A 12,534-nucleotide genomic window follows, 5' to 3' on the forward strand; every position below is an offset into this window, starting at 1 on the left:
CTAGCCGCGACCACCGACACCACCGCCGACCCCGAGGTCGCGGCGCGTGGCCGCGACGTCAGCTCCGGGCGCCCACCCCGGCGCGCCCCTCGCGGTCGGCCGCCCGCCGGAAGAGCCAGGCCGAGGTCGCGAACATCCCGCCGAACAGCACGGTGAGCCCCGCGACGTCGAGGAGGGACACCCCCTGGGTGCCCGGAGCGCCGCCCGCGACCAGGGCCAGCGGGACGACCACCTGCGCCACCGCGGCCGCGAGGAGGACCAGCGCCATCCCGGGAGCGCGGAACCGGGCGGCGATGCTGCCCACGGCGAGCACCGCGAGCACGGCGAGGTACGCCCGGTCGGCCCGCCCGTCGCCGATGATCCCGAGGGCGCCCGAGCCGAGCGCGAGGAAGAGGGCGGTGCCGAGGGCGAGGAGCAGCCCGAGGCGGTACGAGGCGGCCGCGGACCTCATCGCGCGACCGTCCCGTCGGGACGAGGAGGAGTGGGCCGGAGCAGCGTGGTCGTCATGCCGACGACGCTAGGGCGACCGGGCTGGAGGGCGTGGGGTGGACCTGTGGAGGTCGTGTGGAGATCCGCCTCAGATCCAGCTGGGGAACCACATCCGCCAGCGCCAGTGCGAGTACGGGATGGTGTCGGCGACGTAGACGGGGTGGAAGAACGCGAAGAGCGCGAGCGTCAGCAGCAGGTAGCCACCGACCACGAGCCAGCGCCGTCGCCATCGTTCGGGATCCTGCGACCGCTGCCCCACGAACAGCCCGACGCCGAACGCGATGGCGAGCACCACCCACGGCTCGAACGCCACGGCGTAGAAGGTGTAGATGGTGCGGTCCTGGTAGACGAACCACGGCAGGTACCCCGCGGCCACGCCGGCGACGATCGCCCCGGCGCGCCAGTCGCGCCGCACGGCCCACCACCAGAGGACGACGAGCAGGGCGACGATCCCGACCCACCACACCGAGATCGTGCCGATGGGGTTGACCGCCGACGAACAGCTGTCGACCGTGCAGCCGTCGACCCCCAGGGTCGGCGACTCGTAGTAGAAGGACGTCGGCCGGGTCTGCAGCATCCACGACCACGGGTTCGACTGGTAGGGGTGCGGGGTCTGCAGCGTGGTGTTGAAGGCATACGCGTCCTGGTGGTACTTGACCCAGTTGCGCAGCACCGGGGGCAGCCACTGCACCCCCTCGCCGGGGTGGAAGGTGTTCCACTGCCGGTGGTAGCCCTTGTCGGTGAGGAACCAGCCCGACCACGACAGCGTGTAGGCCACGGCCGCGGTCCCCACCATCGCCAGCGCCGCGAACGGGCCGTCCTTGAGCAGCGCTCCGCGCCCCCACCGACGGACCCCCGCGGCCCGGCGCGCACCCATGTCCCACCACACCGACAGCAGGCCGAACACCGCGAGGAAGAACAGCCCCGACCACTTGGTGCCGGTGCACAGCCCGAGCGACAGCCCGGCGACCCAGCGCCACGGCCGCCAGCCGAGCCACGGCCCGGCCCCCTGCGCCCACGTCCCGCGCGGCAGCGCCCCGACCTTCTCGGCGAGGATCTCGCGGCTGCGGTCCCGGTCGACGAGCAGCGCCGCGAACCCGCAGAGCGCGAAGAACATGACGATGATGTCGAGGATGCCGGTGCGCGACATGACGAAGTGCGACCCCTCGAACGCGAGGAGGAACGCGGCGACGCACCCCAGCGCCGTCGACCCGAACATCCGCCGCGCGACCCGCCCCACGATGAGGATGGAGAGGGTCCCGAGCAGCGCCACGGAGAACCGCCAGCCCCACCCGGAGCCCGAGCCGAGCAGCCACTCGCCGAACGCGATGACCCACTTGCCCACCGGGGGGTGGACGACGAAGTCGCCGTCGATGGTGGAGAAGACGTCCTGCGACCCGCTGACGAACGCGTCGTCGGGCTTCTTCAGCGAGCCGAGCACCCGCATCTCCACGCCGTGGTGGAGCAGCGAGTACGCCTGCTTGACGTAGTAGGTCTCGTCGAAGACGAGGGCGTGCGGCCGGTCGAGCGACCAGAACCGCAGGATTCCCCCGACGAGGGCGATGAGCCCCGGACCCAGCCAGCCCCACAGCCGGTCGGTGGGCCGGTACCCGAGCAGGCGGGATCGCAGCTCGTCGGTCCGGGTCACCGGGTCAGCCTAGGTGAGCCCGCTGGAGGGCCCGCGTGCGAGGATCGCCCCATGAGCGACGGCGTCCTCGTCCTGGCGGCGACCCCGATCGGGGACCCCCGCGACGCCGCCCCCCGGCTCGCCGAGGAGCTGCGCACGGCCGACGTCGTCGCGGCCGAGGACACCCGCCGCCTGCGCCGCCTGTGCGGCGACCTCGGCGTCGAGCCGGGCGGGAAGGTCATCTCCTTCCACGAGCACAACGAGGCCGAGCGCACCCCGGACGTCGTCGAGCGCCTGCGCCGCGGCGACCGCGTCCTCGTCGTCACCGACGCCGGCATGCCCTCGGTGTCCGACCCGGGCTACCGGCTCGTCAGCGCCGCCGTCGAGGCGGGCATCCGGGTCACGGGGGTGCCGGGCCCGTCGGCGGTCCTGATGGCGCTCGCCGTGTCCGGGCTGCCGGTCGACCGGTTCTGCTTCGAGGGCTTCCTCCCGCGCAAGAACGGCGAGCGGGCCAGCACCCTCGCCGCGCTCGCCCGCGAGCCGCGCACCATGGTCTTCTTCGAGGCCCCGCACCGCCTCGACCGCGCGCTCGCCGCGATGGCCGAGGCGTTCGGTCCCGACCGCCCCGCCGCCGTCTGCCGCGAGCTGACCAAGACCTACGAGGAGGTCCGCCGCGGTCCCGTGGCCGAGCTCGCCGCCTGGGCGGCCGAGGGGGTGCGCGGCGAGATCACCGTCGTCGTCGCCGGGGCCACCGGCCCGGTGACCGACGTCGCGAGCGAGCTCGACGGCATCCGGGCGCGGGTCGCGGCGGGGGAGCGGCTCAAGGACGTGTGCGCCGAGGTGGCGGCGGAGACGGGACTGTCGCGCAAGGCCCTGTACGACGCCGTGCTCGCCGCGCGCGTGGCCGAACGGCCCTGACGCCACGTCCCTCGCGTCACTTCCCTCACGCTCCCGGGTTCCCTCCTGTCGGGGTCAGGGCTTACCGTCAGGGCATCAGCCCACCTGGGCCCCGGCCCACCCCGGAGGACCGCATGACCCGACGCCTGCTGCGCGCCGGTGGCGTCATCGCCGCCGGCGTCGTCGCGCTGTCGGTCGCGTCCCCCGCGCAGGCCGCGACCGAGGAGGCGTGCGCCAACCGGGTCAACAACACCCACGCCAAGCTCGCCGAGTGCGTCACCGTCGAGGGGGTCCGCGCGCACCGGGAGGCGCTGCAGGAGATCGCCACCCAGCACGGGGGCACGCGGGTCTCGGGCACGGCGGGCTACGACGCGTCCGTCGCCTACGTCGTCGACACCCTGCGGGCCGCGGGCTACACGCCCACCGTGCAGGAGCTCACGGTCAACACCTTCGTCACCACCACCCCCACCCTCCTCGAGCGGGTCGCCCCGGACCCGGCGGTCCTGGCCACGGCGGTCCTGTCGTACTCCGGCAGCGGCGACGTCACTGCGCCGGTCTTCGCCCTCCCCGCCGACCCGACGCCGGGCTGCGAGGCCACCGACTTCGCGGGCTTCCCGGCCGGTGCCGTCGCCCTCGTCCCGCGCGGCTCGTGCACCTTCGCGCTCAAGGCGACCAACGCGGCGGCGGCGGGGGCCACGGCCGTCGTCATCACGAACAACACCGGAGGTGCGCTCGACGCCACCCTCGGCGCCGACTTCGCCCTCGACATCCCCGTCGTCTCGGTCACCCAGGAGCTCGGCGCGCAGCTGGCCGCGACCTCGGGCCTGGTCCTCCACGTGCGCACCGCCACGCTGCGCGGACCCGCCACCACCGCCAACGTCATCGCCGAGACCCAGGGCGGCAACCCCGACAACGTCGTGATGGCCGGCGCCCACCTCGACTCCGTCAACGCCGGGCCGGGCATCAACGACAACGGGTCCGGCGCGGCGGCGCTGCTCGAGGTCGCCGTGCAGATGGCCGGGGTCGACCCCACCAACCGGGTCCGCTTCGCGTGGTGGGGCGCCGAGGAGTCCGGCCTGCTCGGCTCGACGCACTACGTCAGCACGCTCGCGCAGGCCGACCGCGACCGCATCGCCCTGTACCTCAACTTCGACATGGTCGGCTCGCCCAACCACGTCTTCTTCGTCTACGACGGCGACGACAGCGATGCCGTGGGCGCCGGTCCGGGCCCCGAGGGATCGGCGCGCATCGAGAAGACCTTCGAGGCGTTCTACTCGCAGCGCGGGATCCCCTGGAAGGGAACCGACTTCACCGGCCGCAGCGACTACGGGCCCTTCATCGCGGCCGGCATCCCGGCGGGCGGGCTCTTCACCGGCGCCGAGGGGGTCAAGACCGTCGAGGAGGCCACCCGCTGGGGCGGCACCGCAGGCATCCCCTACGACCCCTGCTACCACCAGGCCTGCGACGACGTCGACAACTCCAACGACGAGGCCCTCGACGTCAACGCCGACGCCATGGCCTTCGGCATCCTCCAGTACGCGATGAGCACGGTCGACGTCAACGGGGTCCCGGGCAAGGGCAACTTCGCCCCGGTGAGCCCGCTCGTCGCCCCGGTCGGCTAGTACCAAGTGGTAACCGGGCCAATCTCACAGTCCTCAGGCTTCGCCCGGCCTCGCTGGTGTCCGTCGCCCCGACTACATTGACCGTCGTGGCCACTACATCAGCACCTCCGCGTCCGGCGACGGCCCGCCGCACCACCATCGCCCTGAAGATCCTCATGGCGGCGACCGGGCTGGTGTTCGTCGGGTACGTCCTGCTCCACATGTACGGCAACCTCAAGGCGCTGGGGGGCGAGGAGGCGTTCAACACCTACGCCGAGCACCTGCGCACCTTCGGTGAGCCGATGCTCCCCTACGGGGGCCTGCTGTGGGTCATCCGCGTGGTGCTGCTGGCCAGCCTGGTCGGGCACGTCTACGCCGCGTTCTCGCTGTGGTCGCGCGCCGGCAACGCACGCCGCGCCAAGTACGCCGCAGGCAAGGCCGCGATGAAGACGGCGTGGATGCGCTGGGGCGGGCTGTTCCTCCTGCTCTTCATCGCGTGGCACCTGCTGCACTTCACGATCCTGAAGATCTCGCCGAACGCGAACGCCAACGGCCCCGACGTCGAGAACAACCCGTACCGCCTCGTCGTCGCGAGCTTCCAGGTGCCGTGGATGACGCTCATCTACGTCCTGGCGATGCTCGCCCTCGCGCTGCACCTCGCGCACGGCGTCTTCAGCGCCCAGCAGACCCTCGGCTGGACCGGCACCCCCGCCGCGTACCGCCGCGCCAAGGCGATCGGCGTCGTCACCGCCGTCGTCGTCGCCGGAGGCTTCCTCCTCCCGCCGCTCGCGATCCTCTTCGGCCTGATCAAGTGAGGCACTGACCCATGACCGACACCACCGTGAACGCCGGCATCGCCCACCGCCTCTACACCGAGGGCGAGCCCGTCGCCGACACCAAGGCCCCCGCGGGCCCGATCTCCCAGAAGTGGACGCAGCGCAAGTTCGACGCCGCGCTCGTCAACCCGGCCAACCGCCGCAAGCTCGACGTCATCATCGTCGGCACCGGGCTGGCCGGCGCCTCCGCCGCCGCGACGATGGGCGAGGCCGGCTACAACGTCAAGTCCTTCTGCTTCCAGGACAGCCCGCGCCGCGCGCACTCCATCGCGGCGCAGGGCGGCATCAACGCCGCGAAGAACTACAAGGAGGACGGCGACTCGGTCCACCGCCTCTTCTACGACACCGTCAAGGGCGGCGACTACCGCGCCCGGGAGACCAACGTCTACCGCCTGGCCGAGGTCAGCGCGAACATCATCGACCAGTGCGTCGCGCAGGGTGTCCCCTTCGCCCGCGAGTACGGCGGCCTGCTCGACAACCGCTCGTTCGGCGGCGTCCAGGTCTCGCGCACCTTCTACGCCCGCGGCCAGACCGGCCAGCAGCTGCTCATCGGGGCCTACCAGGCGCTCGAGCGGCAGATCGCGGCGAAGACCGTGGCGATGTACACCCGCCACGAGATGCTCGAGCTCATCGTCGAGGAGGGCCGGGCGCGCGGCATCATCGCCCGCGACCTCGTCACCGGCGAGATCCAGACGCACCTCGCGGACGCCGTCGTCCTCGCCTCCGGCGGGTACGGCAACGTCTTCTACCTCTCGACCAACGCGATGGGGTCCAACGTCACGGCCAGCTGGCGCGCGCACCGCAAGGGCGCCTACATGGCCAACCCCTGCTACACGCAGATCCACCCCACCTGCATCCCCGTCTCCGGCGAGCACCAGAGCAAGCTGACCCTGATGTCGGAGTCGCTGCGCAACGACGGCCGCATCTGGGTGCCCAAGAACCGCGAGGACTGCGAGAAGGACCCGCGCCAGATCGACGAGGCCGACCGCGACTACTACCTCGAGCGGATCTACCCCTCGTTCGGCAACCTCGTCCCGCGCGACATCGCCTCGCGCCAGGCGAAGAACGTCTGCGACGAGGGTCGCGGCGTCGGGCCGATGGTCGGCGACTTCCGCCGCGGCGTCTACCTCGACTTCACCGACGCCATCTCCCGCCTCGGGCGCGCGGCGGTGGAGGCCAAGTACGGCAACCTCTTCGACATGTACGCACGGATCACGGGCGAGAACCCGTACGAGGTGCCGATGCGCATCTACCCCGCCGTGCACTACGTCATGGGCGGTCTCTGGGTCGACTACGACCTCCAGTCCTCGATCCCCGGCCTGTTCGTCACCGGCGAGGCCAACTTCTCCGACCACGGGGCCAACCGGCTCGGCGCCTCCGCGCTGATGCAGGGCCTGGCGGACGGGTACTTCGTCCTCCCCAACACCATCCGCGACTACCTCGCCAAGGGCCCGTTCGAGGAGCTCTCGGCCGACAACCCCGCCGTGGTCGCGGCCCGCACCGCCGTCGAGGAGCGCACCGCCCGCTTCCTCGCCATCAACGGCGAGCGCAGCGTCGACTCCTTCCACAAGGAGCTCGGCACCATCATGTGGGAGTACTGCGGGATGGAGCGGTCCGAGGAGGGCCTGCTCAAGGCCATCGACCTCATCCGCGGCCTGCGCGAGGAGTTCTGGCGCAACGTCCGGGTCCTCGGTGCCGCCGACACCCTCAACCAGAGCCTGGAGAAGGCCGGCCGCGTCGCCGACTTCCTCGAGCTCGGCGAGCTCATGTGCATCGACGCCCTGCACCGTCGCGAGTCCTGCGGCGGCCACTTCCGCGCCGAGTCGCAGACCGAGGACGGCGAGGCCCTGCGCCACGACGAGGAGTTCCTCTACGTCGCGGCCTGGGAGTTCGAGGGCGGTGACGGCCACGGCGACATGGGTGCGCCGGTGCTGCACAAGGAGGACCTCGTGTACGAGGCCATCGAGCTCAAGCAGCGGAGCTACAAGTGATGACGCCCGCGCTGCCCCGCCACTGCGACTCTTCGCGAGGACCCCGCTCATGAACCTGACTCTCAAGATCTGGCGCCAGGCCGGACCCCGCCACAAGGGCGAGCTCCTGACCTACAAGGTCAAGGACATCAGCCCCGACATGAGCTTCCTCGAGATGCTCGACGTCCTCAACGAGCAGCTCAACGCCAAGGGCGAGGAGCCCATCGCGTTCGACTCCGACTGTCGCGAGGGCATCTGCGGCATGTGTGGGCTGATGATCTCCGGCGAGGCCCACGGCCCCGAGAAGACCACCACCTGCCAGCTGCACATGCGCAGCTTCAGCGACGGCGAGGTCATCACCATCGAGCCGTGGCGGGCCAACGCGTTCCCGGTCGTCAAGGACCTCGTCGTCGACCGCGGCGCCTTCGACCGCATCATCCAGTCCGGCGGCTTCATCTCGGTCAACACCGGCTCGGCCCCCGACGCCCACGCCACCCCGGTGCCCAAGCCCAACGCCGACCGCGCCTTCGTCGCGGCCGAGTGCATCGGCTGCGGCGCCTGCGTGGCGGCCTGCCCCAACGCCTCGGCGATGCTCTTCATGGGCGCGAAGGTCACCCACCTCTCCGAGCTGCCCCAGGGCCAGCCCGAGCGGATGGCGCGCGTGGTCTCGATGGTCGACCAGCACGACCACGAAGGCTTCGGCGGCTGCACCAACGTCGGCGCGTGCTCGCAGGCCTGCCCCAAGGGCATCCCGCAGGACGTCATCTCCACGCTCAACAAGGACCTGCGCTCGGCGCTGCGCGGCGCCCGCTGAGGTCCCCGACCACGGCCCGTCCTCCTCGCGGAGGGCGGGCCGTCGTCACGTCAGGGGGCGGTGTCCTCCGCCGGGGGAGTGTCGCGGGGCGGGCGCGGTGGCGTGCGCATCCCCTTCTCCATGGCGCGGTTCGCGTCGCGCAGCCCGATGGCGGTGCCGCCGGTGAGGACGAGCATCACCCAGGCGACCCCGCGCAGCATCGAGCCGACGGCGCCCTCGGGTGACCCGAGCAGGACGACCGCCCAGAGCACCGCGGTGAGCGCCGCCATCACGAGCAGGACGGTGAGGAGGCCGCGCCGGGAGGGGAGGGTCGCCATGGCACCGATCGTCGCACGGCCGGGCGGTCCGCCCGGGCTCAGAGCCAGCCGAGGCGGTCCTTGAGCAGCGCGTACCCGACGAACGCCACGACGTCGAGGACGGTGTGCGCGACGACGAGCGGCATCACCCGTCTGGTGCGGGTGTAGACCCAGCCGAAGACCGCACCCATGACGAGGTTGCCGACGAACCCGCCGAAGCCCTGGTACAGGTGGTAGCTGCCGCGGATCAGCGCGCTGGTGAGGATGACGCGCCACGTCCCCCAGCCGGCCTCGCCCCAGCGGCGGAACAGGTAGCCGACCATGACGACCTCCTCGAGCACCGCGTTCTGCGCGGCGGCGAGGACGAGCACGGGGATGGTCCACCAGGCGCCGGCGAGGTTGGCGGCGGCCACGGTGGTGTTGAGGTCGAGGGCCTTGGCGGCGGCGTAGAGGGCCAGCCCGGGCAGGCCGATGGCGGCCGCGAGCCCGGCGCCGCGCAGGAGGTCTTGTGCGGGGCGGCGCAGGTCGAAGCCCATGGTCCGCGGCTCGGCGGGGTCGTCGCGGCGCAGCAGGTGCAGGGCGAGCAGGACCGGCACGAGGGCCAGGGCGATGCCGACCAGCTGGTAGGTGAGGTCGAGCCAGGGCCGGTCGGGCGTGACCGAGCTGTTCATCGCCGAGGTCTGGCTGCCGAGGGCCTCGGGCCGGGTCAGCCGGTCGACGATGCGCAGCAGCGACCAGATGGCCGAGGCGCCGAGCGAGACGCCGAGGACGAGCCAGGTCTCGTTCAGGTGGCGCCGCATGGCGACAGCGTAGGTGGCGGTGCCTGCCCCTCCGCTGGACGCCGGCTGGGCGTCACCTGCGAGGGGTCAGTGCGAGGTGGCGGGGTGGAGGTACCAGCGGGGGATGCTGACCTGCCGGGCGAGGCGGGCGCCCCGGGTCTCGCGCAGGGCGGGGACCACGACGGCGAGGGTGAGGACGACGACCGCGAGGCCGGCGACGACGAGGATGACGGTGAGGGCGGTGGCGATGGTCGCCAGCCCGGTGATGGGGCCCATGGTGCTGTCCTTTCGTGGGCTCTACGTCTGTAGACGAATACTACACCTGTAGAAGCATCGGCCAGCAGCCGGCATTCCCGGTGCCCGGGCCCTCAGCCCTGCCGCAGACGGACCAGGCGTCGCAGGGCCGCGACCGCGACGGTGGCAAGCCCCAGGACGAGCGCGACCTGGGCGACCCGCGCCACGGGGGCGAGGTCGGCGGCGTAGCCGCCGTCGAAGAAGCCCGAGACCACGGCGACGACGCAGGCGAGGGCGACCACCCCGGCCGCGACCGCTGCCGCGCGACGCCTGGCCGATGCCGCCACGAGGGCGAGGAGGAGGAGCGCCGCGTTCATCGGCAGCGGCACCGACAGGCGCCCGGTGGGGCCGACGGCGTCCCACCACGAGGCGTTCAGCCCGGTCGCGAGGGCCAGGAACGACCCCGCGAGCGAGACGACGGTGACGGCGAGGACCGCCAGGAGGACGCCGCGGTCCGGGGGCGCCGCCGCCGACCTGCCGGGCGCGGGGAGGACGGGGGAGGGGGCCGAGGTGGTGGGCACGGGTGCTCCTTCAGTGGTCGTTCGGCCCCGGTGGGCCGGTCCCATCTCCCCACGACCCGCTTGGGGCGCGCTTGGGTCGGGCGTGGGCGCGGGGACGACACAATGGCCCGGTGACCCCAACCCCCCGCACCCCGAACGCCAGGGGCGGCCGCCGGGCCGAGCTGCTCGAGGCCGCGGTCGAGGTCGTCGCCGAGGCCGGGCTGCGGGGGCTCACCCACCGGGCGGTCGACGCGCGCGCCGGGCTGCCGGAGGGCACCTGCTCGGCGTACCTGCGTTCGCGCAGCGCCCTCCTCGTCGCCCTGGCCGAGCACGTGGCGGGGATGCTCGCCCGCGACGTCGACGCGATGACGACGGCCGCCGCCGAGCACGCGGGCGACCCCGAGGCCGTGGCCGGCGAGGTCACCGCCCTCCTGCTGCGCTGGCTGGAGCGTCCCGCGGTGGTCCGCACCCAGGCCGAGCTCTCGCTCGAGGCCGCCCGGCGCCCCGAGCTCATGGAGGTCTTCCAGGAGTGGCGCCGCGGTCTCGACACCGTCGTCGAGCGGCTCGTCGAGGACGGCGGGCACGCCGAGCCGGCCCTGCTCGCCACCGTGGCCGTCGCCGCCATCGAGGGCGTGCTCGCCACCGCGACCCGGATGCCCGCGCCCTCGCGGGAGGCGTTCGTGCGGGCGTCGGTCCCGGTGCTCGTCCGCGGCCTGCACGACCGCGGCTGAGCGGTCCGGGGCCACGCGCACCCGACCTTCCTGCGCGCGAGGGCCGCTGGGCCGACCTACGATGACGGCCGTGGACGGGAGGAGCCCAGTGATGTCGAGGACCCAGCACCGCCGTGCCCTGGGGGCGCTCGCGGTCTGTGCCGCCCTGGCCCTGACCGGCTGCAGCGACGAGAAGGCCCCGACGTCGTCCACGCCGCCGGCCACGGCGACGCCCGCCCTGCCGACCCCGACCGTGACCACCGAGCCGCCGCCCCCGTCGTCCTCGGCCTCGTCGACGCCCGGGTCCTCGGCCACCGCCGCGACGTCCGCCACCGTCGGCGAGGTCTACCGCGACGCCCGCACCGCGGCGCTGTCCGCCGGCTCGGGCCACGCGGTGGGCACCCAGACGCGCGACGGCCGCACCCTGCGCATCGACGTCGAGGGCGTGGCGAACGGCTCGAACCAGACGGTCTTCATCACCACGCCCACCGGCGGCACGGCCGAGGTCATGACCGTCGGGAACCGCTACTGGCTCGGCGGCGACGAGGCGTTCTGGGTCGAGCAGACCGGCGACCCCAAGGCCGGCGCCGACATGGTCGGCAGGTACGTGGAGATCGGGGAGTCCGACGCCACCGAGCTCGGCTCGTTCACCCTGCGCAGCATCCTCACCGAGAAGTTCGGGCTGGCGGAGTTCTCGGCCCTGGAGACGAACACCTCGGCCGCCGCCACGGGCTCGGTCCGCGGACAGGCGGCCTACGTGCTCACGGGCCAGTCGGGCGCCCGGCTCTGGGTGGCCGCCGACGGCAGCGGCACGCTGCTGCGCGCGGTCGGTCCCAAGAGCGCGCCGTCGGACCTCACCTTCACCGACTGGGAGCGCGCGAAGACCTTCCGGCAGCCGCCCGCGGACACGATCGTCGACGAGGGCTGAGCCCGAGCCCGGCTCAGCCGGGCTGGTAGGCGGGGTCGCGGCGCGACCGGCGCCAGCGGCGCACCCTCATCCACATCCAGATCAGCAGCCACGCGAGCAGCGCGAGGGCCACGACGACGAAGACCGGCGCCAGCACGGCGATGAGGGACAGCCCGATGGAGGCACCGTCCTCCACGGTGGAGACCACCGGACCGCCGACCCCCGCGGTCCCGACGTTGACCACCGGCCGGGCCGCCATCTTCCCCGTGTGCACGAGCCCGGAGATGACGACGCCGAGGACGACGCCCACCCAGGGGTTCTCCTTCATCCAGCTCGAGCTGTCGAGCTCGGAGGCGGCCGTCGAGGCGGCGAAGATCAGGCCGCCCATGCTCGGGCGGATGAAGGTCTGGATGGCGTCGTTGACGGTGTCGACCGCCGGCACCTTGTCGAGGACGACCTCGGCCAGCAGCAGGACGACGCCGATGCCGATCGCCCAGTTGCTCTCGATCCACTCGTAACCGGCCGGCAGGACCAGCAGGTCGGTGAAGCGGGCGCCGAGCGCGACGACGAGGAACGGGATGTACGCGTTCAGGCCCGCCGCGGCGGACAGGCCCATCCCCGTGAGGGCAGCGAGCACGACTCCTCCTTCGCACCCCGACGACCGCCGGTGCGGCCGTGCGTCGGGAGAACACCCGAACGTGCCGAGCGTAGTCCCGGCCCCTGCGACGGAGGGGCCGGCCGCGCGGTTCCCCTTCGCGTCGTCAGGGTGGGGGCGGGGTCGACAATCCGGTGGCGCCGGGGCGGGGACGGGCGG

14 protein-coding genes are annotated in these 12,534 nt (G+C 72.9%); 7 read left to right on the forward strand and 7 right to left on the reverse strand.

Features of this window, described 5'->3' with window-relative positions:
- Positions 1-58 precede the first annotated feature (58 nt).
- Positions 59-451, reverse strand: a complete 393-nt coding sequence (locus tag ACFLFB_RS04485) for a hypothetical protein (RefSeq protein ID WP_392544505.1) — start codon at positions 449-451, stop codon at positions 59-61.
- 126 nt (positions 452-577) lie between these two features.
- Positions 578-2,137, reverse strand: coding sequence for a dolichyl-phosphate-mannose--protein mannosyltransferase (locus tag ACFLFB_RS04490; protein ID WP_392544506.1), 1,560 nt, complete (start codon positions 2,135-2,137; stop codon positions 578-580).
- A 51-nt stretch (positions 2,138-2,188) separates the two neighbouring features.
- Here ACFLFB_RS04490 and rsmI point away from each other — a divergent pair, with 51 nt between their 5' ends.
- From rsmI to ACFLFB_RS04515, 5 genes are all read left to right on the forward strand, one after another.
- Positions 2,189-3,034, forward strand: coding sequence for a 16S rRNA (cytidine(1402)-2'-O)-methyltransferase (rsmI, locus tag ACFLFB_RS04495; RefSeq protein ID WP_392544507.1), 846 nt, complete (start codon positions 2,189-2,191; stop codon positions 3,032-3,034).
- Between the two features lie 113 nt (positions 3,035-3,147).
- Positions 3,148-4,635: a M28 family metallopeptidase gene (locus ACFLFB_RS04500; RefSeq protein WP_392544508.1), complete on the forward strand. Its 1,488-nt coding sequence runs from the start codon at positions 3,148-3,150 to the stop codon at positions 4,633-4,635.
- Between the two features lie 86 nt (positions 4,636-4,721).
- On the forward strand, positions 4,722-5,429 hold the full coding sequence (locus ACFLFB_RS04505) for a succinate dehydrogenase cytochrome b subunit (RefSeq protein ID WP_392544509.1): 708 nt from the start codon (positions 4,722-4,724) through the stop codon (positions 5,427-5,429).
- A gap of 11 nt (positions 5,430-5,440) precedes the next feature.
- Positions 5,441-7,441, forward strand: a complete 2,001-nt coding sequence (locus ACFLFB_RS04510; protein WP_392544510.1) for a fumarate reductase/succinate dehydrogenase flavoprotein subunit — start codon at positions 5,441-5,443, stop codon at positions 7,439-7,441.
- Between the two features lie 49 nt (positions 7,442-7,490).
- Complete coding sequence (locus ACFLFB_RS04515) at positions 7,491-8,234, forward strand: succinate dehydrogenase/fumarate reductase iron-sulfur subunit (protein WP_392544511.1); 744 nt, start codon at positions 7,491-7,493, stop codon at positions 8,232-8,234.
- A gap of 50 nt (positions 8,235-8,284) precedes the next feature.
- Here the strand turns inward: ACFLFB_RS04515 and ACFLFB_RS04520 are convergent, their stop codons facing one another.
- The 4 genes from ACFLFB_RS04520 to ACFLFB_RS04535 form a co-directional block, all read right to left on the reverse strand.
- Entirely contained in the window at positions 8,285-8,551 is a 267-nt protein-coding gene (locus ACFLFB_RS04520) for a hypothetical protein (RefSeq protein ID WP_392544512.1), read from the reverse strand.
- Between the two features lie 38 nt (positions 8,552-8,589).
- The gene (locus tag ACFLFB_RS04525) at positions 8,590-9,330 is read right to left on the reverse strand and encodes a CPBP family intramembrane glutamic endopeptidase (RefSeq protein ID WP_392544513.1); all 741 of its coding nucleotides are present in this window, start codon (positions 9,328-9,330) and stop codon (positions 8,590-8,592) included.
- A gap of 66 nt (positions 9,331-9,396) precedes the next feature.
- Positions 9,397-9,585 carry a hypothetical protein gene (locus ACFLFB_RS04530; protein WP_392544514.1) on the reverse strand — a complete coding sequence of 63 codons (189 nt, stop codon included), beginning with the start codon at positions 9,583-9,585 and terminating at the stop codon, positions 9,397-9,399.
- 92 nt (positions 9,586-9,677) lie between these two features.
- On the reverse strand, positions 9,678-10,124 hold the full coding sequence (locus tag ACFLFB_RS04535) for a hypothetical protein (RefSeq protein ID WP_392544515.1): 447 nt from the start codon (positions 10,122-10,124) through the stop codon (positions 9,678-9,680).
- Between the two features lie 110 nt (positions 10,125-10,234).
- On the opposite strand from ACFLFB_RS04535, the gene ACFLFB_RS04540 reads away from it, so the two are divergent.
- Positions 10,235-10,834, forward strand: coding sequence for a TetR/AcrR family transcriptional regulator (locus ACFLFB_RS04540; protein ID WP_392544516.1), 600 nt, complete (start codon positions 10,235-10,237; stop codon positions 10,832-10,834).
- A gap of 91 nt (positions 10,835-10,925) precedes the next feature.
- Positions 10,926-11,741, forward strand: coding sequence for a hypothetical protein (locus tag ACFLFB_RS04545; protein WP_392544517.1), 816 nt, complete (start codon positions 10,926-10,928; stop codon positions 11,739-11,741).
- 13 nt (positions 11,742-11,754) lie between these two features.
- Here ACFLFB_RS04545 and ACFLFB_RS04550 read toward each other — a convergent pair whose 3' ends face one another.
- Entirely contained in the window at positions 11,755-12,357 is a 603-nt protein-coding gene (locus tag ACFLFB_RS04550; RefSeq protein ID WP_392544518.1) for a DUF4126 domain-containing protein, read from the reverse strand.
- Positions 12,358-12,534: the final 177 nt, after the last annotated feature.

The sequence above is a fragment of the Oryzobacter telluris genome (assembly GCF_043099285.1).
Classification (GTDB): Bacteria; Actinomycetota; Actinomycetes; order Actinomycetales; family Dermatophilaceae; genus Oryzobacter; species Oryzobacter telluris.

Coding starts and splice junctions, on each gene's coding strand:
- ACFLFB_RS04500 (WP_392544508.1), top strand. CDS start 3,148: ATGACCCGACGCCTGCTGCGCGCCGGTGGCGTCATCGCCGCCGGCGTC.
- ACFLFB_RS04525 (WP_392544513.1), bottom strand. CDS start 9,330: ATGCGGCGCCACCTGAACGAGACCTGGCTCGTCCTCGGCGTCTCGCTC.
- ACFLFB_RS04485 (WP_392544505.1), bottom strand. CDS start 451: ATGAGGTCCGCGGCCGCCTCGTACCGCCTCGGGCTGCTCCTCGCCCTC.
- ACFLFB_RS04530 (WP_392544514.1), bottom strand. CDS start 9,585: ATGGGCCCCATCACCGGGCTGGCGACCATCGCCACCGCCCTCACCGTC.
- ACFLFB_RS04520 (WP_392544512.1), bottom strand. CDS start 8,551: ATGGCGACCCTCCCCTCCCGGCGCGGCCTCCTCACCGTCCTGCTCGTG.
- ACFLFB_RS04515 (WP_392544511.1), top strand. CDS start 7,491: ATGAACCTGACTCTCAAGATCTGGCGCCAGGCCGGACCCCGCCACAAG.
- rsmI (WP_392544507.1), top strand. CDS start 2,189: ATGAGCGACGGCGTCCTCGTCCTGGCGGCGACCCCGATCGGGGACCCC.
- ACFLFB_RS04545 (WP_392544517.1), top strand. CDS start 10,926: ATGTCGAGGACCCAGCACCGCCGTGCCCTGGGGGCGCTCGCGGTCTGT.
- ACFLFB_RS04510 (WP_392544510.1), top strand. CDS start 5,441: ATGACCGACACCACCGTGAACGCCGGCATCGCCCACCGCCTCTACACC.